Raw genomic sequence first — 24,398 nt, forward strand, 5'->3', positions numbered from 1 at the left:
ATCCTGGTGCCATGTCCGGTTGCTGCGGCCCCGCGAACTACGCGAGCGTCTTCGGGCCCCGGGTGGCCCGTGGGCTGGCCGCCCGGTACCGCCTGCGCGGCCCGGACCGGACCACCCGCCGGGTGCTGGACTTCCTCACCGCCCGGGGCGTGGAGGGGGCGTCCGTGCTCGAGATCGGCGGCGGCGTGGGCGAGGTGCAGTTGGAGCTGCTGCGCCGGGGCGCGGCCCGCACGACCAACCTCGAGCTGGTGGACTCCTACGAGGCCGAGGCGGCCGCGCTCGCCGCGGCGGCCGGAGTCCGCGAGCGCATCGTGCGCCGGCAGCTGGACATCGCGGTGGACCCGCGGGCGGTGGCCGCCCACGACGTCGTCGTCCTGCACCGGGTCGTGTGCTGCTATCCCGACCACGAGCGGCTGCTGGCGGCCGCGGCGGACCACGCGGAGCGGCTGCTGGTGCTCAGCTTCCCGCCCGACACCCCGGGGATCCGGGCGTCCCTCGCCCTGCTCAACGCGTTCTACCGGCTCACCGGCCGCTCGTTCCGCAACTACCTGCACCCGCCGGAGGCGATGCTGGAGGTGCTGCGCGCCCACGGGCTGCGCCCTGTCCACGTCCACCGCGGCCGGCTCTGGCAGGTGGTCGGCCTGGTCCGCTGAATCGGCCGCGACCGGTCCGGGGAACGGGAGGCGAGCGGGCCGTGCGCGGGGTGGCGGGATCCAGGCGACGACGAACGCCCCGGTCCGAGCGGACCGGGGCGTTCCGTGCACAGGGACGTGCGGGGAGGGGATGACGGGAATCGAACCCGCGTAATCAGTTTGGAAGACTGAGGCTCTACCATTGAGCTACATCCCCGGCGCCCGCTCGTGGCGGGCCTTTCCATTAACCGGCCCGGCGCGTGCGGTGTCAAATCCCCGGCCGTCCGCCCCGATCCGGGCCGGCCCCGGGGCGGACCCGCGGACCGGCCGCGGCAGGTCGCGGCGGGCCGAGGTGCGGGTCCGTCCGCCCAGCCGGTAGACTCGCCGGTGGTCCGTGCCCGAGCACCGGACCGCAGTCGTTGCAGCCGAGGCTGCAGGTACCGGGGCGTAGCGTAGTGGCTAGCGCGCCTGCTTTGGGAGCAGGAGATCGCAGGTTCGAGTCCTGTCGCCCCGACGTTGGAGCGGCTGCCCGGCCCACCGGGCAGCCGCCTTTCCGACTGTCCCGGGCCGGAGCACGGCCCCAGAACACCCACCCGACCTACCACTCAGGAGTGCAGCGGAAGTGAAGAGCGCCGTCGAGAAACTCAACCCGACCCAGGTCAAGATCGTCGTGGACGTCCCGTTCGCGGAGCTGAAGCCGTTCATCGACGAGACCTACAAGTCGCTCGGGAACCAGATCCAGGTCCCCGGCTTCCGCCGCGGCAAGGTCCCGGCGCGGCTGATCGAGCAGCGCGTGGGCTTCGACTTCGTCGTCGAGAACGCGCTCAACGAGGGCCTGAACACCTTCTTCCAGCAGGCCCTGGCCGAGAACGGGATCACCCCCCTGACCCAGCCGCAGGTCGAGGTCGTCGCCAAGCCGGACGAGACGAACCGCGAGGCCGACACCAAGGTCGAGATCGACGTGGCCGTGCGTCCCGAGATCGAGCTGCCCGACTACAAGGGCCTCGAGGTCGAGGTGGACGCCCGCGAGGCCTCCGCCGAGGACGAGCAGAAGGCCCTCGACGAGTTGCGCGGGCGCTTCGGCACCCTCAAGACCGTCGACCGCCCGGCCGCCGAGGGCGACTTCGTCACCCTGGACCTGCAGGCCCTGGTCGACGGCGAGGAGGTCGACGCCGCCAACGACCTGTCCTACCAGGTGGGCGCCGGCACCATGCTCGAGGGCATGGACGAGGCCATCACCGGGCTGTCCGCCGGGGAGGACGCCACCTTCGAGACGAAGCTCGCCGGCGGCGAGCACAGCGGCGAGGACGCGACCGTCAAGGTCAAGGTCACCGCCGTGAAGGAGCGCGAGCTGCCCGAGGCCGACGACGAGTTCGCCCAGCTGGCCTCCGAGTTCGACACCATCGAGGAGCTCAAGGAGGACCTGAAGAAGCAGGCCGCCGAGGGCACCGTCGTCGAGCAGGGCATCGAGGCCCGGGACAAGGTCCTGGAGAAGCTGCTCTCGCTGGTCGAGATCCCCGTGCCGCAGGCCGTGATCGACGAGCAGATCGCCCAGCACTTCGACAACCCGCAGGCCGAGGCCGACCACGACTCCCCGGAGCACCGGGACGAGGTCCGGAAGAACGCCGAGGACGCCTTCCGCAACGAGATCGTGCTGGACGCGGTCGCCGAGGCCGAGGAGATCGGCGTTGAGCAGTCCGAGCTGATCGACTACATCATCAACATGTCCCAGCAGTACGGCATGGACCCGAACCAGTTCGCGCAGTTGCTGGACTCCTCCGGCCAGGCCGGGCTGATGGTGGGCGAGGTCCGCCGCCGCAAGGCCCTGGCCAAGGTCCTGGAGTACGCCACGGTCACCGACACCGAGGGCCACCCGGTGGACCTCTCCGAGTTCGTCCGCCCGCAGGGCGAGGAGCAGGGTGCCGAGGAGCAGGCCTCCGAGGAGCAGACCGAGGAGGTCGTCCCCGAGGAGACTACCGCCGCCCCGACCCCCGGCACCGACGAGGAGTCGGCGGACTCGCCCGAGTCCCCGGAGTCGGCCGAGTCGGCGGACTCCGCGGACTCGGCCAAGTGAGGTCCTGAGCCCCGCACCGGAGGCGCCGTCGTTCCCCAGGAACGGCGGCGCCTTCGCCGTCGGCGGGCCCGCCGCGGCGACCATGCGCCATCAGCGAACAACCCCGGCGCGGACCGGTTCCGGTCCGGGGCGGGCACTAGTGTTCTGTTCAGAGATCACCGGACCACACGGACGAAAGAGGCACTGTTTCATGACCTCCGCTCACGAGTCGCCGTTCGGCTCGACCCACGCAAGCTCCACCGGCCCGCGCCTGCAGGGCGGCGCCCCCATGGGCGGCCAGGACGACTACGTCTACAACCGGCTCCTCAAGGAGCGCATCATCTGGCTGGGCTCCGAGGTGCGCGACGACAACGCGAACCTCATCTGCTCCCAGATGCTGCTGCTCTCGGCCGAGGACCCGCAGGCCGACATCTTCCTGTACATCAACTCCCCGGGCGGCTCCGTCACCGCGGGCATGGCGATCTACGACACCATGCAGCTGATCCCGAACGACGTGGTGACCGTGGCCACGGGCCTGGCGGCCTCGATGGGCCAGTTCCTGCTCTCCTCCGGCACCAAGGGCAAGCGCTACGCGACCCCCAACGCCCGGATCCTGATGCACCAGCCCTCGGGCGGCATGGGCGGCACCGCCTCGGACATCCGGGTGCAGGCCGAGCTCATCCTCTCGATGAAGCAGCGCCTGGCGGAGCTCACCGCCGAGCAGACCGGCCAGACCCTGGAGACCATCCTCCGCGACAACGACCGGGACAACTGGTTCGACGCCCAGCGGGCCCTGGACTACGGCTTCTTCGACCACATCGCCAGCTCGGCCGGGTCCATGACCGGCGGCGGCGGGACCATGAAGGACCAGGACTAGGACCTCGGCGGTCCCGCCCCCACGACCCGGCAAGCACTCCAGACTCTCGAGGATCTCAACGATGACCTACACCTACGGACCTTCGTCCACGGCCGGTTCCGCGGCCGCCCTGCCCACCAGCCGCTACGTGCTCCCCGACTTCGAGGAGCGCACCCCCTACGGGTACCGGCGGCAGAACCCCTACACCAAGCTGTTCGAGGACCGGATCATCTTCCTGGGCGTGCAGGTCGACGACGCCTCGGCCGACGACGTGATGGCCCAGCTGCTGGTGCTCGAGGCGCAGGACGCCGACCGGGACATCACCATGTACATCAACTCCCCGGGCGGGTCGTTTACCGCGATGACCGCGATCTACGACACCATGCAGTTCATCCGCCCGGAGATCCAGACCGTGTGCCTCGGGCAGGCGGCCTCCGCGGCGGCCGTGCTGCTGGCCGGCGGCACCCCGGGCAAGCGCCTGGCGCTGCCCAACGCCCGCGTGCTCATCCACCAGCCGGCCATGTCCGGGCAGGGCGGCGGGCAGGCCTCCGACATCGAGATCCAGGCCAACGAGATCATGCGCATGCGCGAGTGGCTCGAGGAGACCCTGGCCCTGCACTCCGGCAAGACCGCCGAGGAGGTCAACCGCGACATCGAGCGCGACAAGATCCTCACCGCGGCCGCCGCCAAGGAGTACGGGATCGTGGACCACGTCCTGGAGTCCCGCAAGATCCACAAGCCCGCCACCGTCACCGTCTGACGCGCGGCACCCGTCCCGCCGGAGCCCCGGTGCGCCGCGACCCTCACCGGTCGCGGCGCACCGGGGCGTCGCGGTGTTGGGGCGGGCCCCGGTCCTCGCCTATCCTGGACGAGGACTTCCGTACCCGACCAGAGGACTGATTCATGGCGCGCATCGGCGAGACCGCGGATCTGCTCAAGTGCTCCTTCTGCGGCAAGAGCCAGAAGCAGGTCCGCAAGCTCATCGCGGGCCCACGCGTCTACATCTGCGACGAGTGCATCGAGCTGTGCAACGAGATCATCGAGGAGGAGCTGAGCGAGGTCAAGGACCTCGAGCAGCAGGAGCTGCCCACGCCCCACGAGATCTACCAGCACCTGCACCAGTACGTGATCGGGCAGGAGACCGCCAAGCGGGCGCTGTCCGTGGCGGTGTACAACCACTACAAGCGGGTCCGGGCCGGGGAGAACGGCAAGCCCCTGTCCCTGGCCACCGCGGCCGGCGACGAGGACGTGGAGATCGCCAAGTCCAACATCCTGCTCGTCGGGCCCACCGGCTCCGGCAAGACCTACCTGGCGCAGTCGCTGGCCCGCCGGCTCGACGTCCCCTTCGCGGTCGCCGACGCCACCTCCCTCACCGAGGCCGGCTACGTGGGCGAGGACGTGGAGAACATCCTGCTCAAGCTCATCCAGGCCGCGGACTACGACGTCAAGCGGGCCGAGACGGGCATCATCTACATCGACGAGATCGACAAGATCTCCCGCAAGTCCGAGAACCCCTCCATCACCCGCGACGTCTCCGGGGAGGGCGTGCAGCAGGCGCTGCTGAAGATCCTCGAGGGCACCGTGGCCTCGGTGCCGCCGCAGGGCGGGCGCAAGCACCCCCAGCAGGAGTTCATCCAGATCGACACCACCAACGTGCTGTTCATCGTGGCCGGCGCCTTCGCCGGCCTGGAGGACATCGTCGACTCCCGCGCCGGGCACACCAGCATCGGCTTCGGCGCGGCGCTGCGGGAGAGCGGCCCGCGCCGGGACGTCATGGCCGACGTCATGCCCGAGGACCTGCTGAAGTTCGGCCTGATCCCCGAGCTCATCGGCCGGCTGCCCGTCGTGACCACCCTGCGGGAGCTGACCGTCGCCGACCTCACCCGCATCCTCACCGAGCCGCGCAACGCGCTGGTGAAGCAGTACCGGAAGATGTTCCAGCTCGACGGCGTCGAGCTGACCTTCGACCCGGAGGCGCTCACGGCCGTCGCCGAGCTCGCGATCCAGCGGGGCACCGGCGCCCGCGGGCTGCGCGCCATCCTCGAGGACGTCCTGCAGCCGGTGATGTTCGAGCTGCCCAGCCGGGAGGACATCGCCGCGGTGCTCGTCACCGCCGAGGCCGTGGCCAAGCAGGCCGAGCCGGAGATCATCACGCACGAGATGATCCGTGAGGAGCAGAACCGGAACAAAACCGCCTGATCCGTGGCTTGTACTCCGTGAGGCGCCCGCCGGTCCCGGCGGGCGCACCCGCGAGGAGAGGAAGCTGATGACGGACAAGGTCGATTTCTGGTTCGATCCCCTGTGCCCCTGGGCCTGGATGACCTCCCGCTGGATGGAGGAGGTGGAGTCCCGCCGCGACGTGGAGGTCACGTGGCGGATCATCTCGCTCGGCATCCTCAACGAGGACAACCCGGACAACCACCACCACGGCCACGAGAAGTCGATGTGGCTGGTGCGCGTGGTCGAGGCCGCGGCGGACGCCCACGGCGACGAGCAGCGCAAGAAGCTCTACGACGCGATGGGCACCCGCCGCCACCCCGGCGGCATGGAGGACCTGGAGCAGATCATCATCGAGTCGCTCGCGGAGGTCGGGCTGCCCGCCGAGCTCGCGGCGGCCAAGGACTCCGCCGAGTTCGACGGGGCGCTGCGGGCCTCCACGGAGGCCGCGCGGGCGGTCGCCGGGCAGGACATCGGCACCCCGTGCATCGCGGTCAACGGCACCGGTTTCTTCGGTCCCGTGTTCACCCCCGCCCCGACGGGGGAGGAGGCCGCGAAGATCTGGGACGGATCCCTGGCGCTGGCCTCCTACCCTGGGTTCTACGAGCTCAAGCGCGGGCGGGAGCAGGGCCCCGTCTTCTCCTGACCCTCCCGCATCCCCGGTGCACCGCGCCGGACACGGAGGAAGCCCCCCACGGCGACCCGTGGGGGGCTTCCTCCGTGCTCGGGCGTCCGCCGTCTACCGCGCCGGCTCCTCGGCGGGGGCCAGCTCGACGTCGCGCACGCCGAGGCCCTCGTCCCCGGCCACGAGCGTGAGCTGCGCGGCGTTGCCGGCGGCCCGGAGGTCGTCCAGGCCCGCCTCGAGCCGGGCCACGTCCTCGGCCGGGGCGCCGATGGTCGCCGAGCGCACGGCGGTGCGCTGCTTGACCTTGGCCTCGGACTTGGCCTTGCGCAGCCCGGACAGCGCCTCGCCCAGGGTCGTGAGGATCTCCGGGTCGGCGCCGTCCACGGCCGCGGCGAAGGCGTCGGCCGCCGGCCACGCCGCCCGGTGCACGGACCCGGTGCGCCACCAGGACCACACCTCCTCCGTGGCGAAGGGCAGCACCGGGGCGAAGAGCCGCAGCAGGGCGTCGAGGGTGGTGGCGAGCGCGGCGTGCACGGAGGCCTGCGCGGCCTCGCCGCGGGCCCCGTAGGCCCGGTCCTTGACGAGCTCGACGTAGTCGTCGGTGAACGTCCAGAAGAACTGCTCGGTGAGCTGCAGCGCCCGGGCGTACTCGTAGTCCGCGAAGGCCTGGGTGGCGCGCTCCACCACCGTGCGCAGCTGCGCGAGCAGCGCCCGGTCCAGGGGCTCGCTGAGCACGTCGGCGGACGCCCCGGAGCCGAGCACGGACGCCTCCGTGACGCCCTGGGCGAGGACGAACTTCGAGGCGTTGAGCAGCTTGATCGCCAGCCGCCGGCCGATCTTCATCTGCCCCTCGTCGTAGGCGGTGTCCGCGCCCAGGCGGGCCGAGGCGGCCCAGTAGCGCACCGCGTCGGCGCCGTACTTCTCGAGCACCTCGGTGGGGACCACCACGTTGCCCTTGGACTTGGACATCTTCTTGCGGTCCGGGTCGAGGATCCACCCGGAAAGCGCGGTGTTGGTCCAGGGCACCGTGCCGGCCAGCGACTCCGAGCGCACGACCGTGGAGAACAGCCAGGTGCGGATGATGTCGTGGCCCTGCGGCCGCAGGTCCATCGGGAAGGTGTTGGCGTGCAGCTGCTCGTCGAACGCCCAGCCGGTGGCGATCTGGGGGGTCAGCGAGGACGTGGCCCAGGTGTCGAGCACGTCCGGGTCGCCGGTGAAGCCGTGCGGCTGGTCCCGCTGGGACTCGTCGAAGCCGGGGGCCGGCTCGGCGGCCGGGTCCACCGGCAGCTGGTCGTGGGCAGGCAGGACGGGAGCGTCGTAGTCCGGGTTGCCGTCGCCGTCGAGGCGGTACCACACCGGGAACGGGACCCCGAAGAAGCGCTGGCGGGAGATCAGCCAGTCGCCGTTGAGGCCCTCGATCCAGTTCTCGTAGCGGGAGCGCATGAACGAGGGGTGCCAGTCCATCTCGCGGCCCCGCGCCAGCAGCGCCTCGCGCCGCTCGGCGTCGCGGCCGCCGTTGCGGATGTACCACTGGCGGGAGGTGACGACCTCCAGGGGCTTGTCGCCCTTCTCGTAGAAGTTCACCGGGTGCACGACCCTCTGCGGCTCGCCCTCCAGGTCCCCGGACTCGTGCAGCATCTCCACGACGGCCTGCTGGGCGGAGAACGCCGTCCTGCCGGCCACCCGGGCGTAGTGCTCGGCCGGGGCGCCCTCGGCGATCCACTCCGGGGTCTCGCTGGCGAAGCGGCCGTCGCGGCCGACGAGCGCGCGGGTGGGGAGGTCCAGCTCCCGCCACCAGGTGACGTCGGTGAGGTCGCCGAAGGTGCAGATCATGGCGATCCCGGAGCCCTTGTCCGGCTTGGCCAGCGGGTGCGCCTTCACCTCGACCTCGACGTCGAACAGCGGGGAGCGCACCGTGGTGCCGAACAGCGGCTGGTAGCGCTCGTCGTCCGGGTGGGCCACGAGGGCCACGCACGCGGGGAGCAGCTCGGGGCGGGTGGTCTCGATGTGGACGGTTCCCCCGTCGGGGCGGTGGAAGGCCACCCGGTGGTAGAAGCCCTCCCGCTCGCGGTCCTCCAGCTCGGCCTGGGCCACGGCGGTGCGGAAGGTGACGTCCCACAGGGTGGGGGCCTCGGCCAGGTAGGCGTTGCCGGCGGCCAGGTCCTCGAGGAAGGCGCGCTGGGAGACCGCTCGGGAGCGGGCGTCGATCGTGCGGTAGGTGCGGGTCCAGTCCACGGACAGGCCCAGGGTGGAGAAGAGGTGCTCGAAGACCTTCTCGTCCTCGACCGCCAGCTCCTCGCAGAGCTCGATGAAGTTCCGGCGCGAGACCACGTCCCAGTCGCGCTGGTTCTTCGCGGGCTTCTCCGGCGGGCGGTAGCCCTCCACGTAGGGCCGGGTGGGGTCGCAGCGCACGCCGTAGTAGTTCTGCACCCGCCGCTCGGTGGGCAGGCCGTTGTCGTCCCAGCCCAGCGGGTAGAAGACGTTCTTGCCGCTCATCCGCTGGTAGCGGGCGATCACGTCGGTCTGCGTGTAGGAGAACATGTGGCCGACGTGGAGGGAGCCGGAGGCGGTCGGCGGGGGAGTGTCGATCGAGTAGACCTGCTCGCGGGTCGTGTCCTCGTCGAACGCGAAGGTGCCCTCCTCGCGCCACTTCCGCGAGTACGTCTGCTCCAGTCCCTCCAGCGCGGGCTTGTCGGGAACGGTCACGGTCGTCGGTGCGGGCGTGTCTGTGCCCTGCGTGTTGTCAGCCATGCCGACCAGTCTCTCACGAGGCCGGGGCCGGCCCGGGGCGGCCCCGGCCTCGGCACCGGCCCGCGCGTGGGTTAAGCTGGGGGCAGTCATCACGGCGTCGATCCGGCCATCACCGGGGAGCCTTCGGAAGAACAGGACCGTCCCGCCGCGGGAAGGCCCCCAGTAGAACCGAACGGGTAAGCCCGTCACAGCAGTCAACGAGCGGCGGCCCGCGTCTCCTCCGGGGGAGCGGACCGCAAGCGAGGTGGTACCGCGTTCCGCCCCGGGCGACCGGCCGGCAGCGTCCTTGCTCCCTGACCCGCACCAGCAGCACCGACGTCAGAACGAGGATGGACCCCGTGTCAGACCAGCCCGTCTACCCCAAGGCGACCACCGACCCCGCCGCCCACGGCGTGCCCGCGGCCCCCGTGTTCCCGGCCGTCGAGGAGCGGGTCCTCGCCTACTGGGCGCAGGACCGCACCTTCCAGGCCAGCGTGGACCAGCGCGACCCCGGCCAGGACGGCTCCAACGAGTTCGTCTTCTACGACGGCCCCCCCTTCGCCAACGGCCTGCCGCACTACGGCCACCTGCTCACCGGCTACGTCAAGGACCTCGTGGCCCGCTACCAGACCCAGCAGGGCCGCCGGGTGGAGCGCCGCTTCGGCTGGGACACCCACGGGCTGCCCGCCGAGCTGGAGGCCATGAAGCAGCTGGGCATGGCGGACAAGCAGGAGATCGAGCGGATGGGCGTCGCGGCGTTCAACGACGCCTGCCGGTCCTCCGTGATGAAGTACGCCTCCGAGTGGCAGGACTACGTGACCCGCCAGGCGCGCTGGGTCGACTTCGACAACGACTACAAGACCCTCAACCCCGAGTACATGGAGTCCGTGATCGCGGCGTTCAAGGCGCTCGACGACAAGGGCCTCGTCTACTCCGGCTACCGCGTGCTGCCCTACTGCTGGAAGGACGAGACGCCGCTGTCCAACCACGAGCTGCGGATGGACGACGACGTCTACCAGGACCGCCAGGACCAGACCGTCACCGTCACCTTCCCCGTGCTCGACGACGCCTCCTGGGCGGCCCGGCCCGAGCTGGCCGCCGAGCTGGCCGGGGTGGAGGCCCTCGCCTGGACCACCACGCCCTGGACGCTGCCGACCAACCAGGCCATCGCCGTGGGCCCGGAGATCGTCTACGCGGTCGTCCCCGGGGCCGGGGAGCTCGCGGGCCGCCGCTTCCTGATCGCCGAGGAGCTGCTGGGCGCCTACGCCAAGGACCTGGGCTGGGGCGAGGAGGAGGACCCGGCCGCCGCGGCGGCCGCCGCCGTGACCGCCCGCCACCGCGGGGCCGACCTCGAGGGGCTGCGCTACCGGCGGCTGTGGGACTACTACGCCGACGCCGAGCGCTTCGGCACGGGCACGTCCTGGCAGTTCGTCGTGGCCGACTACGTCACCACGACCGACGGCACGGGGCTGGTCCACCAGGCCCCGGCCTACGGCGAGGACGACCAGAACGTCTGCGCCCGCTACGGCATCCCCGTGGTGCTGTCCCTCGACGAGTCCGGGGTCTTCCACCGGACCTTCGCCGACGAGCGGCTCGCCCCCGGCGCGCCGCTGGCCGGGATCGCCGGGCGCAACGTCTTCGACAAGGACGTGGCCCGCACGGTGATCCGGGACCTCAAGGCCCAGGGCCGGCTGGTGCGCCAGGCCACCTACGAGCACCCCTACCCGCACTGCTGGCGCTGCCGGAACCCGCTGATCTACCGGGCCGTGTCCTCCTGGTTCGTGGAGGTCACCCGGATCAAGGACCGGATGGTGGAGCTCAACCAGCAGATCAACTGGATCCCGGACAACGTCAAGGACGGCCAGTTCGGCAAGTGGCTGGAGAACGCCCGCGACTGGTCGATCTCCCGCAACCGGTACTGGGGCTCGCCCATCCCGGTCTGGGAGTCCGACGACCCCGAGCACCCGCGCCGCGACGTCTACGGCTCCCTCGCCGAGCTGGAGGCCGACTTCGGCCGGGTGCCCCGCAACGACCGCGGCGAGGTCGACCTGCACCGGCCGTGGATCGACGAGCTCACCCGCCCCAACCCGGACGACCCCACCGGCCGCTCCACGATGCGCCGCGTGCCCGAGGTCCTGGACGTCTGGTTCGACTCCGGCTCCATGCCCTACGCCCAGGTGCACTACCCGATGGAGAACCGGGACTGGTTCGAGACCCACAACCCGGGCGACTTCATCGTGGAGTACATCGGCCAGACCCGCGGCTGGTTCTACACCCTGCACATCCTGGCCACGGCGCTGTTCGACCGGCCCGCGTTCCGCAACGTCATCAGCCACGGCATCGTGCTCGGCTCGGACGGGCAGAAGATGTCCAAGTCCCTGCGCAACTACCCGGACGTCAACGAGGTCCTGGACCGGGACGGCGCCGACGCCATGCGCTGGTTCCTGATGTCCAGCCCCATCCTGCGCGGCGGGAACCTGGTCGTCACCGAGCAGGGCATCCGCGACGGCGTGCGGCAGATGATGCTGCCGCTGTGGAACGTCTACCACTTCTTCGGCCTGTACACGAACGCCGCGAACGGCGGCGCCGGGTACCAGGCGCGCACCCGCCACGAGTCCGGCAACGTCATGGACCGCTTCGTGCTCGCGGCCACCGGCCGGCTCGTCACCGACGTCAAGGAGGCCTTCGACCGCTACGACGTCTCCGGTGCCGCCGAGCACCTGCGCGCCTACATGGACACCCTCACCAACTGGTACGTGCGCCGCTCCCGGGACCGCTTCTTCGACGAGGACACCGTCGCCTTCGACGTCCTGTACACCTGCCTGGAGACCGTCTGCCGAGTGGCCGCCCCGCTGCTGCCGCTGGTCACGGAGGAGATCTGGCGCGGGCTCACCGGCGGGCGCTCCGTGCACCTGACCGACTGGCCGGACGCGTCGCTGTTCCCGGCGGAGACCGCCCTGGTGCAGCGGATGGAGACCACCCGCAGCATCTGCTCGGCCGGCTCCGCCCTGCGCAAGGCCCACAAGCTGCGCGTGCGCCAGCCGCTGGCCGGGATGACCGTCGTCGTCCCCGGCGGCGACGCGCTCGCCGGCACCTTCGAGCACATCGTCGCCGACGAGCTCAACCTGAAGTCGGTGACCCTGCTCGACGCGGCGGAGGCCTCCGCGGAGCAGTTCGGCATCTCCCAGCAGCTGAGGGTCAACGCCCGCGCGGCGGGCCCGCGCCTGGGCAAGGGCGTGCAGACGGTGATCAGGGCGGCCAAGGCCGGGGACTGGTCCACGGCCGAGGACGGCACCGTGACCGCCGGCGGGGTCGTGCTGCAGGAGGGCGAGTACGAGCTGGAGACGGTCGTGGCCGGAGACGCCGCGGCCGGCTCCCGCGCCGTGACCGTGCTGCCCGGCGGCGGCTTCCTGGTCCTGGACACCGAGCTCACCCCCGAGCTCGAGGCCGAGGGCACGGCCCGGGACATGGTGCGGGCCATCCAGCAGGCCCGCAAGGACGCCGACCTGCGGGTCTCGGACCGGATCCGCGCCGTGGTCACCGCCGACGAGCGCACGGTCGCCGCCCTGGAGGCCCACCGCGCGCTCGTGGCCGGCGAGACGCTGGCCACCGAGCTCGAGCTGCGGGTGGGCGAGCCCTCCGTGGACGTCGCCGTGCTCGGCGCGGACAGCCCGGCCACCACCGGCGCCGGGACGGTGCAGGCGTGAGCGCCCCGTTCGCGGAGGCCGGGGACGCCTCGACCGTCGAGGAGGTCTACGCCCGGCTGCTGGAGCGCGCCCCCGAGAACCGGATGGCCCCGCGCCTGGACGCCATGCGCCGGGCCATGGAGGTGCTCGGCGAGCCCCAGCGCGCCGCCCCGGTCATCCACCTGACCGGCACCAACGGCAAGACCTCGACCGCCCGGATGATCGAGGCCCTGCTGCTGGCCCACGACCTGCGCGTGGGCCGCTACACGAGCCCGCACCTGGCCCGGGTCACCGAGCGGATCAGCGTGGACGGGGAGCCCGTCGACGACGAGACGTTCGTGCGGGTCTACGGCGAGATCGCCCCGTACCTGGGGTTCGTCGACGCCGAGCTGGCCGAGCGCGGCGAGCCCCGGCTCAGCTACTTCGAGACGGTCACCGCGCTCGCGTTCGCCGTGTTCGCCGACGCGCCGGTCGACGTCGTCGTGCTCGAGGTCGGCATCGGCGGCTCCTGGGACGCCACCAACGTGGCCGACGCCGTGGTCTCCGTGGTCACCCCGATCGACCTCGACCACACCGACATGCTCGGCGACACGCTGGCGGAGATCGCCGCGGAGAAGGCCGGGATCCTCAAGCCCCACGGGTTCCTGGTCTCCGCCCCGCAGTCCCCGGAGGCCGCCGAGGTGCTCCTGGCCCGGGCCCGCGAGCTGGGGGTCCCGTTCCGCTTCGGCGGCGTCGAGTTCGGCGTGGAGTCGCGCGCCACGGCCGTCGGCGGGCAGGTGCTCTCCCTGCAGGGCCTGGCCGGGCGCTACCCCGAGGTGCTGCTGCCGCTGTTCGGCCTCCACCAGGCGGAGAACGCCGCGACCGCGGTGGCGGCCGTGGAGGCGTTCCTGGGCGGTGGCGACAAGGAGCTCAACCCCGAGCTGGTGCGTGCCGGTCTGGGCGCCGTGGAGTCCCCGGGGCGCCTCGAGCTGGCCCGGAAGGCTCCGCCGGTGATCCTCGACGCGGCGCACAACCCGCACGGGCTCACGGCCGCGGCCGCCGCCCTCAAGGAGGCCTTCACCTTCGGCAAGCTCAACCTGGTCGTGGGCGTGCTCCACGAGAAGGACGCCGAGGCGATGCTGCGGGTGCTGCTGGACGAGTACGAGGAGTTCCACACCGAGTTCTGGTTCACCCGCTCCTCCTCGCCGCGGGCCGTCGATCCGCAGGAGCTCGCGGAGCTGGCCGTGGACCTCGGCTTCCCCGAGGACGTGGTGCACGCCGTGGGCACGCTGGACGACGCCCTGGCCGAGGCCGTCCAGGACGCGGCCGGCCGGCCGGAGTTCGACGGCGCCGTGCTCGTCACCGGCTCCATCACGGTGGTCGGCCAGGCCCGGACCCTGCTGGGCCTGTGACCGTGCACCGCGCCCCGCACCAGCCGGCCCCACCGCCGGCCCGTCCACCGGCCCATCCGCAGGAGAGGAACCGTTCCCCGTGGCACGCATGACCAAGGCCCAGCGCGAGTGGCGCCCCGGGCAGCCCCGCCCGCGCCGCTCGATCCGCACGATGTTCGCCTCCTCCGTGCTGGTCATGGAGGCGTTCATCGCCTTCTTCGCCGCCCTGACCGCCTACGGGGTCCTCGGCCGCGAGCTGGGGGACAGCACCCGCACGGCGATCTTCGCGGGCGGGTGCGCCCTCGCCGTCGTCCTCCTGCTGGCCCCCGCCGTGCTGGGCCGCTCCTGGGGGTACACCCTGGGATGGGTCCTGCAGGTCGTGCTGATCGCCACGGGCTTCGTGCTCCCCGCCATGTTCGTGGTGGGCGTGCTGTCCGCCCTGGCGTGGTGGTACGCGGTGCGCACCGGCGCGCGGCTGGACCGGGAGAACGCCGCCCGCGACGCGGCCCAGGCGCAGTGGGAGCGCGAGCACCCGGACGGATAGGCTGGGCACCGACATCCCAGACCCGTCCTCCGGAAGGATCCTCATGACCACGGAACGCACCCTCGTCCTCGTCAAGCCCGACGGGGTGGCCCGCGGCCTCACCGGCCAGGTCCTCGCCCGGATCGAGGCCAAGGGCTACCGGCTGGCCGACCTGCGGCTGCTGCACGCCGAGCGCGCCGTGCTCGAGGAGCACTACGCGGAGCACCGGGGCAAGCCCTTCTTCGAGCCGCTGGTGGAGTTCATGCTCAGCGGGCCCGTGGTCGCCGCCGTCGTCGAGGGCGACCGGGTGATCGAGGGCTTCCGCTCGCTGGCCGGGACCACCGAGCCGACCACCGCCGCGCCGGGCACCATCCGCGGGGACCTCGGCCGGGACTGGGGCCAGAAGGTCCAGCAGAACATCGTGCACGGCTCGGACTCCCCGGAGTCCGCCGAGCGCGAGATCGGCATCTGGTTCTCCTGAGCGCCGAGCACGACGACGGCGGCCCGCCTCCCCACGGGGAGGCGGGCCGCCGTCGTCCGGTGCCGCGCCCGGGCGGGCGGCGCGGGTCGGCCGGGAGAGACCAGGCCGGGCAGGTCACGCGGGGAAGATCACGCCGGGCAGGTCACGCGGGGAAGATCACGCCGGCGAAGCGGATGAGCACCGTCCCGAAGATCAGCACGAGCAGCGCGGCGGCCGCGAACCACGTCCACTGCTCCGCCCCGCGCGCCACGGCGGCCGGGGCTGGCAGGACACCCGCGCGCAGGTTCCGGGCGGTGGTCTGCACCACCAGCACCGTCTGCATCACCCACACGAGCATGCAGTACAGGCACAGGGCGTTGATCTCGAACGTGGTCTGGTACCACAGCCACAGCACGAACAGCCACCCGAGGGTCACCCCGATCTGCACGCCCCACCAGTACCAGGTCGCGAACCGGGCCCCGGCCAGCACCGCCAGGGCCACGGCCACCACGACCGCGTAGGCGACGAGGCCGATGAAGGGGTTGGGGAAGCCGAAGGCCTCGGCCTGCGGGGTGCGCATCACCGTGCCGCAGGACAGCCACGAGTTGATGTCGCAGCTGGTGCGGTGGCCGGCGTCGAGGAAGAGCTGGACCCGCTCGTAGACCAGCGTGGCCGCGCCGTAGAAGCCGAGCAGGGCGGTCACGAGGGCCACGAGACCCCAGCGCCGGTCGGCGCGCGCGGCGTGCTCGGAGGGCTGGGCGGGGGAGTCGTCGAGGGCTGAGACAGAGGTGGTCACAGGCCCGATCCTAGGCGATGCTCCCCGGAGTTCCCGGGGAGCCCTGCGGGCCGGTTGCGGGCCGTGACGCGGACAATCCAGGTCGGAGCCGGGCGTCTGTGAGATACTGACCACGGTCGAGCCCGCCCGTACGCGGAATCTCGGCCCAGCCGGACTTCGACGCCGGTCGGCAGGACCCGCGGCTCTCATCGGATTGAGCGCGTCCGCCGCCGGCCCAAGACCGTTGCCCTTGCGAGCAGCGGCTCGGAGCCCCGGACTGGCTCGTTGCCGTCCCCGCCCGTTCGCGTGGCGTGCGGGACGCGGCGGGTACGCACAGGACTTCTGGCCGCCGCGTGGACCCCACCGGCGAAACGCCGACCAAGCCGCTGCGGGGACCGGGTACGGACGGCGTACCGCGGCATGGAGCACAGCTGTATATGGATGCCGAACAGGTGAACCAGGACGGGGCGCAGGACGCCCTGGACGCTGGTCAGCAGAACACATCGGACGACGCACGCCGGGAACTCCCGGCGGTGGACCGGGCGGCCGACAACGCCCCCGGAACCCTGGCGGAGACGCCGGGCGACGTCCTCGACGAGCCCGCCGGGGCGGAGGCCTCCGCCCCGGCGCACGGCGACGCCGCCGGGACCGACACGCTCGACGTCGCGCCGGGCACCGCGGTGCCCGGCGACGAGACGCCGGGCTCGGTGGCCGAGGAGGTCTCCGCGCCGAGCCGCCCCGCACCGGGCACGCCCGGGGCCGCGCTGGCCGGGGAGGAGATCGAACCGGCCGGTGAGGCGCAGGATCTCGGGGTGAGCGCCGCGCCGGCGGCCCCGGACGCGGCCCCCGCGGCCGGCGGCTCGCCGTCCGCCGAGGACGGCGTCGCGGACACCGCCGAGATAGCCGCCCCGCCGGCGGAGGAGGATCCCGCGGCGGACCCGGCCGCCGCCGACCGGGAGCCTGCCGAGGCCGCTGCCGCCTCCTCCGCCGCACCCGTGGCGGAGGCTCCCCACGCGGGCTCCGCACCGGACTCACACGGCACCGGCCCGGATACCGCAGTTGCCGAGGCCGCCGCCCCGCCCGTGGAGCAGGCTCCCGCGGAGAGCTCCGCGCCGGACCCGGCCGCCGCCGGCCAGGAGCCTGCCGAGGCCGCTGCGACAGGACCCGCCACCGCCCCCGCGGAGGGGACCTCCCAGGAGGATCGCGCGCCGAGCCCGGACACCTCCGACCAGGAGGACACCGACGTCGCCGAGGAGCCGGCGGAGCCCGACACCCCGTTGGCCGCCGCCGTCACCGCGACCTCGCTCATGTTCCACGCCCCGGACCTCGACGAGCTGCGCGAGGCCGCGCAGCAGCGCGCGGCCCGCCGCCGCGAGGCCCGGCGCCGCCAGCAGGAGGACGACGCGACCGCCGAGGACCCGGGCGACGGGGCCGAGGCGGAGGCGGCCGAGCTCGCCGAGGAGGCCGAGGAGGCCGAACAGAGCACCGGCGGGGGCGTGACCAGCCGCCGGCGGCGGCGCCGGCGCCGCGGGGACGTGGACATGGAGCTGGTGGGCGGCAGCGACGACGACCCGCCCAACACCGTCACGCGGGTCCGCGCCCCGCGCGCCGCGGAGAGCGCCACGGTCGACGAGGTCGTGGCGGTGAAGGGCTCCACCCGGCTCGAGGCCAAGAAGCAGCGCCGGCGGGAGTCCCGCCAGACCGGCCGCCGCCGCCAGGTCATCACCGAGGCCGAGTTCCTGGCCCGCCGCGAGTCCGTCGAGCGGCGGATGCTGGTGCGGCAGAAGGACAACCGGATCCAGATCGGCGTCCTCGAGGACGGCGTGCTGGCCGAGCACTTCGTCTCCCACACGCAGCAGGACTCGCTGATCGGCAACGTCTACGTGGGCAAGGTGCAGAACGTGCTGCCCTCCATGGAGGCGGCGTTCATCGACATCGGCCGGGGCCGCAACGCGGTGCTCTACGCCGGCGAGGTCAACTGGGACGCCTCCCGCCTCGAGGGCGGGCCGCGCCGGATCGAGGTCGCCCTGAAGTCCGGGGACTCGGTGCTGGTGCAGGTCACCAAGGACCCGGTGGGGCACAAGGGCGCCCGGCTCACGAGCCAGATCTCGCTGCCCGGCCGCTACCTGGTCTACGTCCCGGGCGGCTCGATGACCGGGATCTCCCGGAAGCTGCCCGACGTCGAGCGCGCCCGGCTGAAGAAGATCCTCAAGGACCGTCTGCCGGACGGGGCGGGCGTCATCGTGCGCACCGCCGCGGAGGGCGCCTCCGAGCAGGAGCTCACCCACGACATCAACCGGCTGCGGGCCCAGTGGGAGCAGATCCAGGAACGGGCGGGCTCCACCAAGACCCTGGCCCCGGAGATGCTCTACGCGGAGCCGGACCTGACCATCAAGACCGTCCGCGACGTCTTCAACGAGGACTTCACCACCATGGTCGTCCAGGGCGACGAGGCGTGGGACAACATCGAGGCGTACGTGACCTACGTCGCGCCGGACCTGCTCGACCGGCTCCAGAAGTGGGACGAGGACGAGGACCTGTTCGTGAACCAGCGTGTGGAGGAACAGATCCAGAAGGCTCTCGACCGCAAGGTCTTCCTGCCCTCGGGCGGCTCGCTCGTGATCGACCGGACCGAGGCCATGACGGTCGTCGACGTCAACACCGGCAAGTTCACCGGCTCCGGGGGCAACCTCGAGGAGACCGTCACCAAGAACAACCTGGAGGCGGCCGAGGAGATCGTGCGGCAGCTGCGGCTGCGGGACATCGGCGGCATCATCGTCATCGACTTCATCGACATGGTGCTCGAGTCCAACCGCGACCTCGTGCTGCGCCGGCTGGTGGAGTGCCTGGGCCGGGACCGCACCAAGCACCAGGTGGCCGAGGTGACCTCCCTGGGGCTGGTGCAGATGACCCGCAAGCGGATGGGCACCGGCCTGCTCGAGGTGTTCTCCGAGCCCTGCGAGCACTGCGCCGGCCGCGGCGTCGTCGTGCACGACCACCCGCTGGAGGGCCGCACCGGCGGCGTCCCGGGCGAGATCCGCGACCAGCGGCCCAACCGCACCGACCGCACCGACCGCAAGCGCGGCCGTCGCGGCCAGGCCGAGCAGCCGCCCGCCCGCCCGGAGGCCCGGACCACGGAGCCGGATCCGGCGGAGAAGGCGAAGGCCGAGGCCGCGCGCACGGCGTTCGCGACCATCGCGGCCGCGACCCACCACGAGACCCCGGAGGAGGCGGAGACGCCCCGCGCCGAGGAGCCGGCCGCCCCGGCGGAGTCCCGACCGGAGGGCTCGGGCCGCTCGCGCAAGAAGCGCCGCGGCAAGCGCAGCCGCAACCGCGGCCAGGGCGCGGAGACCGCGGCCGAGCAGCAGGAGACGGGGGAGACCCGGTCCCCGGCCGAGCCCGAGCCCGCCGCCGAGGAGCCCGCGGCCGAGCAGGGGTCCCGCCTGACGATCAAGGGCGAGGTCATCGAGCTCCCGCAGGGCCACGCGCCCGTCGCCGAGGAGCCCGCCGAGGCGCCGCGCCTGAGCCTGGACTCGTTGGCGGAGGCCTTCGACCAGCGGGAGCCGGAGCAGCGGAGCGCCGCGCCGGCCGCCGGCGCGTCCGCCGCTGAGCCCGAGGGCGCGTCGGCCGAGCCGGCGCAGAGCCCCGCCCGGGAGCGGCAGGTCACGAGCCAGGCCCCGTCCGGGCCCTCCGCCGGGACGACGGCCGGGGCGCCCGCGGAGCCGGCGCGCCCGCGCCGCCGCTCCCGCCGTGCTTCGGCCCCGGCCGCACGACCGGGGGAGGCCCAGGTGACCGCCGGTCAGGCGGCTGCCGCCGAGGGCGGGCGGCACGAGGCGACGACCGCCGCGGAGCTCCCGCAGCGCGCTCCCGCCGGACAGGGGCCGACCGTCGTGGGCGTCGGCGTCAAGGCCGAGGACCTCACCAGCGGCCGGCCCGCCGGCCAGGGCTGAGCGCCAGGCCGCCGAGGCACCCCGGAGGACCCCGACCCGCCGGTCGGGGTCCTCCGCCGTTGCAGGACCCGCGCTCCTGACGGGATCCGGGGCCGTCACCCGGCCCGGTTCCTGGCGCCGTCCCGCCGTTCTTCCGCCGGGGCACTGGGGCGCCGCGGCGCTCGGCCGTGACCCGCCCCGGGTGCCCGCGGGCTCCACCCGCCTCCTGCCGGTCTCCCCGGCCGTCACATGGCCCGATCTCCTGTCCGGCCGCCCAGCGCCGGGAGTAGCGTGGTCACACCACACGCGGGCGGCCCGACCGGGCGGACCCCCGGCCCGCAGCGCCGAGGGGATGGCCATGAGCAGCAAGCAGATCGTACTCACCGCGGGCACCGACCTCTTCGGACACCGGGACCCCGCGGCCCTCGACCGGTACTGGGCCCCGGACTTCCGGCAGCACTCCGGGCTCGGACCCGACGGCCGGGAGGGGCTCCGCGCCGTCCTCCAGCAGCTGCCGGAGGACTTCCGGATCGACAACCTGCGCGTGCTCGAGGACGGGGACATGGTCGCGGTCCACTGCGTCTACCACGGCCTCGGCCCGGAGCCCCTGGTGGCGGTGGACGTCTTCCGCGTGGCCGGCGACCGCCTCGCCGAGCACTGGGACGCCCTCGAGCCGCTGCCCGGCGGAGCCGTCGGCACGCACCGGATCGACGGCCCCCGCCAGGTCACGGATCACGAGAAGACCGCGGTGAACAAGGCGCTGATCACCGAGTGGGTGCACGAACGGCTCCTGGGCGCGGACCGGGAGGCCCTTGAGGAGCTGGCCCGCGACCCGCGCTACGTCGAGCACGGCGCCGGCCCGGACGCCCGGCTCGCCCGGCGGGCCCTCCACCGGGTGCTCGGCGAGGGCGACTTCGTCCTCACCGTCACCGAGGGCGTGCTCGAGCCCGACGACGAGGGCCGGGAGCACGGCGACCGGCGCCCGGCCGGCTGCTACGACCTGTGGCGGGTCGTCGACGGGCGGATCCTCGAGCACTGGGAGGTCTTCCAGCCCGTCCCGGAGCGGATGCCGCACGGCAACGGGTTCTTCTGACCGGGCGGCCGCCTCGTGCGGCGGTCCACGGCGGCACCCCGGCCCGCGGCCGGGCCCGCCGCGCCCGGCACCGGCCGGCGGCTAGACTGGCGGAACACCTGACACGGGGTGCCGCGCGAGCGGCTGAGATCACACCCGTCGAACCTGATCTAGCCAGTACTAGCGAAGGGATGTCCCTGATGCGCGATGCCGTACCCCTGCCCGCCCGCACCGCAGGAGCCGAGGCGGCGCCACCGGACCCCGCGCTCGCCGAGGACGCCGCCACGGCCCTCGAGGAGCTGCGCACCGCGGCGCCTCTGGTGCAGTGCATCACCAACACCGTGGTCGCCAACGTCACCGCCAACGTCCTGCTGGCCGTGGGCGCCTCCCCGGCCATGACCGACATCCAGGGCGAGGGCGGGGTCTTCGCCGAGCTCGCCGACGGGCTGCTCGTCAACACCGGCACGCCCACCGCCGAGCAGCGCGGGGCCGCCTACGAGGCCGTCGGCGCCCGGCAGCGGGCCGGCCGCGCCTGGGTGCTGGACCCCGTGGCCGTGGGCGCCCTGCCCGTGCGCACCGCCCTGGCCCGCGACCTGCTGCGGCACCGGCCCGCGATCGTGCGCGGCAACGCCTCGGAGATCATGGGCCTCGCCGGCGGCGCCGGCGGGCGGGGCACGGACGCCACCCACGGCGTCGACGCCGCCCGGGACGCCGCCGCCGCGCTCGCCGCGCAGGCCGGCTCGGCCGTGGCCGTCTCCGGTCCGGTCGACCTCGTGCGCGCCCCGGACGGGGGCGTGGTGCGCGTGCCGCACGGCACGCCGCTGCTGACCCGGATCACCGGAGGCGGCTGCGCCCTGGGCGCCCTGATGGCCGCCTTCACCGCCGTGCGCGCCGACCCCGCCGCGGCGGCGACCGCCGCCACGACGGTCTACACCCTGGCGGCCGAGGACGCCGCCGCCGGCTGCGCCGGTCCCGGCTCCTTCGCCGTGGCCCTGCTGGACCGGCTGCACACCATCACCCCGGAGCAGCTCGCCGCCCGGGCGGAGCTCGTGCGCGAGGAGGGTGCCCGGTGAGCGCCCGTCTCGATCCCGCCGCCCTGGCCCTGCACCTTGTGACCGACACGGCGCTCAGTGCCCCGCGCAGCGTGCCCGACGTCGTGGCGGCCGCCGTGGCCGGGGGAGCCACCATGGTCCAGGTCCGGGAGAAGCACGCCCCGGCCCGGGACCTGGTCGCCCTGCTCGTGGCCGTCGCCGAGCGCGTGGGCCGGGACGTCCCCGTGCTCGTCGACGACCGCGCCGACGTCTACCTGGCCGCCCGGGCGGCAGGGGCGCCCGTGGCCGGGGTGCACGTCGGCCAGAGCGACCTGCCCGTGGAGCTGGCCCGGCGGATCTGCGGTCCGGACGCGGTGCTGGGCCTGAGCGCCGCCACGGCGCCGGAGCTGGACGCGGCCGCTGCGCTGCCCCCGGGCACCGTCGACTACCTCGGGGTCGGCGCCGTGCGCGCCACCCGGACCAAGCCCGACCACCCCGAGCCGCTGGGCGTCGAGGGCTTCGCCCGTGCCGCGGCCCGGACCGCCCTGCCGTGCCTGGCGATCGGCGGGGTGCGGGTCGAGGACGCCGCAGCCCTGCGCGCCGCCGGCGCGGCGGGACTGGCCGTGGTCTCCGGGATCTGCGCCGACCCCCACCCCGCGGCCGCGGCCGCCCGCTACGTGCGCGCCTTCGGCCGCGTCCCCGAGGAGGCGGCCCGATGAGCCCTCGGGTGCCCCGCGTCCTGGCCGTCGCCGGCACCGATCCCACCGGCGGGGCGGGACAGCACGCGGACCTGAAGTCGATCGCGGCGATGGGCGGCTACGGCATGAGCGCCGTGACGGCCGTCGTGGTGCAGAACACCCTCGGGGTGCGCTGCGTCCACGTCCCGCCGGTGGAGTTCCTCGCCGCCCAGCTGGACGCCGTCGCCGAGGACGTCGAGATCGACGCGGTGAAGATCGGCATGCTCGGCTCCGTGCCGGTGATCGAGACGGTGACCCGCTGGCTCGAGGACCGGCGGCCGCCGGTGGTGGTGCTGGACCCGGTCATGGTCGCGACCTCGGGCGGGCGCCTGCTCGAGCGGGAGGCCGAGGACGCCCTGCGCGCGATGCTCGGCCACGCCGACCTCGTCACCCCGAACCTGCCGGAGCTGGCGGTGCTCGCCCAGGAGGAGATCGCCTCCTCCTGGGCGGAGGCCCTGGCGCAGGGGCACCGAGTGGCCCGGGCGCACGGCACCCTGGTGCTCGTCAAGGGCGGTCACCTCACCGGGGACCGCACTCCCGACGCCCTCGTGGGCCCGGACGCGCCAAAGCCCCTCGTCGCGTTCGACGGCGCCCGCGTGCCCACCGAGAACTCCCACGGCACCGGCTGCTCCCTCTCCTCGGCGCTGGCCACCCTGCAGGCCCGGCACGGGGACTGGGCGCACAGCCTCAGGATCGCCCGCGAGTGGCTGCGCGGGGCGCTCGAGCGCTCCGGGGACCTGGCGGTCGGCCACGGCAGCGGCCCCGTGCACCACTTCCACCACGTCCAGGACGCGCTGGAGAGCTGGGGCGCGGCACCGGCCCGGTTCAGCGACGAGCTCTGGGCGGCCTCCGCCGGGGTGCGCCGCGAGATCGAGGAGCTCGACTTCGTCCGCGGCCTGGGCGACGGCCGGCTCGAGCCGGAGCGGTTCCTGGCCTACCTCGACCAGGACCTGCAGTACCTCGACGGCTACAGCCGGGCGCTGACCCTGCTCGCCGCCCGGGCCCCGGACGAGCGGCAGCGGCTGTTCTTCGCGGCCGGCGCGGTGTCCTGCACCGAGACGGAGAGCGAGCTGCACCGGGCCCGCCTGCGGCACGCCGGGCCCGGTGCCGCCGGCGCCGGGCCCGGGGAGGTGACCCGGCGCTACACCTCCTTCCTGCTCGCGGCCACCGCCGCGGAGCCCTATCCGGTGGGCCTCGCCGCGGTGCTGCCGTGCTTCTGGGTCTACGCCGACGTCGGCCGGCACCTGGGGGAGCTCGCGGCCGCCGCCGGGACCGGCGAGCACCCCTACGCGGACTGGCTCGCCACCTACGCCGACGAGGGCTTCCAGGAGGCGACCCGCACGGCCCGGGAGCTGCTCGACGAGGCCGCCCGGGGCGCGTCACCGGCCGTGCGGGAGCGGATGCGGGAGGTGTTCCTGGAGGCCTGCGCCCTGGAGCGGGACTTCTTCGCCGCGCCGGTCGCGGCGGTCCGGCTGGCGGGCATTGACGGGATCGAGTAGTCTTGATCTTCGGTGCCATGCCGGTGCGCGCGTGTTCCAACTCGACACCCCACCTGGCGGCACATGCGGGTGCAGTTCCTGAATTGCGGCGAACCTGCGCTGACCACGGCCTGGTCCCACGGGCCGGTCACCGTCAGCTCGTCTCAACGTCGTTGGTCCTGACAGGGGTGCGCTCGACCCACACTGTTTACACATGACGTCGA

17 protein-coding genes, 2 tRNA genes and 1 riboswitch are annotated in these 24,398 nt (G+C 73.4%); of the genes, 16 read left to right on the plus strand and 3 right to left on the minus strand.

Annotated features, from left to right (window positions below; all coding sequences use genetic code 11):
• The first annotated feature begins 11 nt into the window (after positions 1-11).
• Positions 12-653 (plus strand): methyltransferase domain-containing protein, encoded by a 642-nt coding sequence (locus GMA12_RS01925; RefSeq protein WP_156266552.1) that lies wholly within the window; start codon positions 12-14, stop codon positions 651-653.
• Positions 654-778: 125 nt separating this feature from the next.
• On the opposite strand, the gene GMA12_RS01930 is transcribed toward GMA12_RS01925, so the two are convergent.
• A tRNA-Gly gene (locus tag GMA12_RS01930) sits at positions 779-849 on the minus strand.
• Between the two features lie 224 nt (positions 850-1,073).
• Between GMA12_RS01930 and GMA12_RS01935 the strand changes: the two genes are divergently transcribed.
• The 6 genes from GMA12_RS01935 to GMA12_RS01960 all read left to right on the plus strand — a co-directional run bounded on the left by GMA12_RS01935 (position 1,074) and on the right by GMA12_RS01960 (position 6,404).
• Positions 1,074-1,146 (plus strand) — tRNA-Pro (locus tag GMA12_RS01935).
• A gap of 108 nt (positions 1,147-1,254) precedes the next feature.
• A complete protein-coding gene (gene tig, locus GMA12_RS01940) occupies positions 1,255-2,706 on the plus strand; it encodes a trigger factor (RefSeq protein WP_162459351.1) in 1,452 nt (483 codons plus the stop codon).
• A 190-nt stretch (positions 2,707-2,896) separates the two neighbouring features.
• Positions 2,897-3,562: an ATP-dependent Clp protease proteolytic subunit gene (locus GMA12_RS01945; protein ID WP_156266554.1), complete on the plus strand. Its 666-nt coding sequence runs from the start codon at positions 2,897-2,899 to the stop codon at positions 3,560-3,562.
• Between the two features lie 61 nt (positions 3,563-3,623).
• Positions 3,624-4,301, plus strand: coding sequence for an ATP-dependent Clp protease proteolytic subunit (locus GMA12_RS01950; RefSeq protein WP_062734533.1), 678 nt, complete (start codon positions 3,624-3,626; stop codon positions 4,299-4,301).
• A gap of 143 nt (positions 4,302-4,444) precedes the next feature.
• Positions 4,445-5,740: an ATP-dependent Clp protease ATP-binding subunit ClpX gene (gene clpX / locus GMA12_RS01955; protein ID WP_062734530.1), complete on the plus strand. Its 1,296-nt coding sequence runs from the start codon at positions 4,445-4,447 to the stop codon at positions 5,738-5,740.
• A gap of 67 nt (positions 5,741-5,807) precedes the next feature.
• Positions 5,808-6,404, plus strand: a complete 597-nt coding sequence (locus GMA12_RS01960; protein ID WP_156266556.1) for a mycothiol-dependent nitroreductase Rv2466c family protein — start codon at positions 5,808-5,810, stop codon at positions 6,402-6,404.
• A 93-nt stretch (positions 6,405-6,497) separates the two neighbouring features.
• Here the strand turns inward: GMA12_RS01960 and valS are convergent, their stop codons facing one another.
• Positions 6,498-9,134, minus strand: coding sequence for a valine--tRNA ligase (gene valS / locus GMA12_RS01965; protein WP_156266558.1), 2,637 nt, complete (start codon positions 9,132-9,134; stop codon positions 6,498-6,500).
• Positions 9,135-9,463: 329 nt separating this feature from the next.
• Between valS and ileS the strand changes: the two genes are divergently transcribed.
• From ileS to ndk, 4 genes are all read left to right on the plus strand, one after another.
• Complete coding sequence (gene ileS / locus GMA12_RS01970; RefSeq protein WP_156266560.1) at positions 9,464-12,820, plus strand: isoleucine--tRNA ligase; 3,357 nt, start codon at positions 9,464-9,466, stop codon at positions 12,818-12,820.
• On the plus strand, positions 12,817-14,190 hold the full coding sequence (locus tag GMA12_RS01975) for a bifunctional folylpolyglutamate synthase/dihydrofolate synthase (RefSeq protein ID WP_162459353.1): 1,374 nt from the start codon (positions 12,817-12,819) through the stop codon (positions 14,188-14,190). The genes ileS and GMA12_RS01975 overlap by 4 nt, the downstream gene beginning before the upstream one ends.
• 79 nt (positions 14,191-14,269) lie before the next feature.
• Positions 14,270-14,713, plus strand: coding sequence for a DUF4233 domain-containing protein (locus GMA12_RS01980; protein WP_370829918.1), 444 nt, complete (start codon positions 14,270-14,272; stop codon positions 14,711-14,713).
• Positions 14,714-14,756: 43 nt separating this feature from the next.
• Positions 14,757-15,173, plus strand: coding sequence for a nucleoside-diphosphate kinase (gene ndk / locus GMA12_RS01985; RefSeq protein WP_156266563.1), 417 nt, complete (start codon positions 14,757-14,759; stop codon positions 15,171-15,173).
• A 142-nt stretch (positions 15,174-15,315) separates the two neighbouring features.
• Here ndk and GMA12_RS19475 read toward each other — a convergent pair whose 3' ends face one another.
• Positions 15,316-15,948 carry a vitamin K epoxide reductase family protein gene (locus GMA12_RS19475; protein WP_162459354.1) on the minus strand — a complete coding sequence of 211 codons (633 nt, stop codon included), beginning with the start codon at positions 15,946-15,948 and terminating at the stop codon, positions 15,316-15,318.
• A gap of 416 nt (positions 15,949-16,364) precedes the next feature.
• On the opposite strand from GMA12_RS19475, the gene GMA12_RS01995 reads away from it, so the two are divergent.
• The 5 genes from GMA12_RS01995 (at position 16,365) to GMA12_RS02015 (ending at position 24,195) form a co-directional block, all read left to right on the plus strand.
• Positions 16,365-19,877 (plus strand): Rne/Rng family ribonuclease, encoded by a 3,513-nt coding sequence (locus GMA12_RS01995; RefSeq protein WP_156266566.1) that lies wholly within the window; start codon positions 16,365-16,367, stop codon positions 19,875-19,877.
• A gap of 337 nt (positions 19,878-20,214) precedes the next feature.
• The gene (locus tag GMA12_RS02000; protein WP_156266568.1) at positions 20,215-20,949 is read left to right on the plus strand and encodes a nuclear transport factor 2 family protein; all 735 of its coding nucleotides are present in this window, start codon (positions 20,215-20,217) and stop codon (positions 20,947-20,949) included.
• Between the two features lie 94 nt (positions 20,950-21,043).
• Positions 21,044-21,137, plus strand: a riboswitch (TPP riboswitch).
• Entirely contained in the window at positions 21,129-22,001 is an 873-nt protein-coding gene (gene thiM / locus GMA12_RS02005) for a hydroxyethylthiazole kinase (RefSeq protein WP_156266570.1), read from the plus strand. It overlaps the preceding riboswitch by 9 nt.
• Positions 21,998-22,678: a thiamine phosphate synthase gene (gene thiE, locus GMA12_RS02010; RefSeq protein ID WP_162459355.1), complete on the plus strand. Its 681-nt coding sequence runs from the start codon at positions 21,998-22,000 to the stop codon at positions 22,676-22,678. Before thiM ends, thiE begins: the two co-directional genes overlap by 4 nt.
• Positions 22,675-24,195 (plus strand): bifunctional hydroxymethylpyrimidine kinase/phosphomethylpyrimidine kinase, encoded by a 1,521-nt coding sequence (locus GMA12_RS02015; RefSeq protein WP_156266572.1) that lies wholly within the window; start codon positions 22,675-22,677, stop codon positions 24,193-24,195. The genes thiE and GMA12_RS02015 overlap by 4 nt, the downstream gene beginning before the upstream one ends.
• The last annotated feature ends 203 nt before the right edge of the window (positions 24,196-24,398 follow it).

Origin of the sequence: Kocuria sediminis (genome assembly GCF_009735315.1) — a bacterium.
GTDB lineage: Bacteria > Actinomycetota > Actinomycetes > Actinomycetales > Micrococcaceae > Kocuria > Kocuria turfanensis.

Coding starts and splice junctions, on each gene's coding strand:
- clpX (WP_062734530.1), top strand. CDS start 4,445: ATGGCGCGCATCGGCGAGACCGCGGATCTGCTCAAGTGCTCCTTCTGC.
- GMA12_RS01925 (WP_156266552.1), top strand. CDS start 12: ATGTCCGGTTGCTGCGGCCCCGCGAACTACGCGAGCGTCTTCGGGCCC.
- ileS (WP_156266560.1), top strand. CDS start 9,464: ATGGACCCCGTGTCAGACCAGCCCGTCTACCCCAAGGCGACCACCGAC.
- GMA12_RS02000 (WP_156266568.1), top strand. CDS start 20,215: ATGAGCAGCAAGCAGATCGTACTCACCGCGGGCACCGACCTCTTCGGA.
- thiM (WP_156266570.1), top strand. CDS start 21,129: ATGCGCGATGCCGTACCCCTGCCCGCCCGCACCGCAGGAGCCGAGGCG.
- GMA12_RS01950 (WP_062734533.1), top strand. CDS start 3,624: ATGACCTACACCTACGGACCTTCGTCCACGGCCGGTTCCGCGGCCGCC.
- GMA12_RS01960 (WP_156266556.1), top strand. CDS start 5,808: ATGACGGACAAGGTCGATTTCTGGTTCGATCCCCTGTGCCCCTGGGCC.
- GMA12_RS02015 (WP_156266572.1), top strand. CDS start 22,675: ATGAGCCCTCGGGTGCCCCGCGTCCTGGCCGTCGCCGGCACCGATCCC.
- GMA12_RS01945 (WP_156266554.1), top strand. CDS start 2,897: ATGACCTCCGCTCACGAGTCGCCGTTCGGCTCGACCCACGCAAGCTCC.
- ndk (WP_156266563.1), top strand. CDS start 14,757: ATGACCACGGAACGCACCCTCGTCCTCGTCAAGCCCGACGGGGTGGCC.
- GMA12_RS01995 (WP_156266566.1), top strand. CDS start 16,365: ATGGATGCCGAACAGGTGAACCAGGACGGGGCGCAGGACGCCCTGGAC.
- valS (WP_156266558.1), bottom strand. CDS start 9,134: ATGGCTGACAACACGCAGGGCACAGACACGCCCGCACCGACGACCGTG.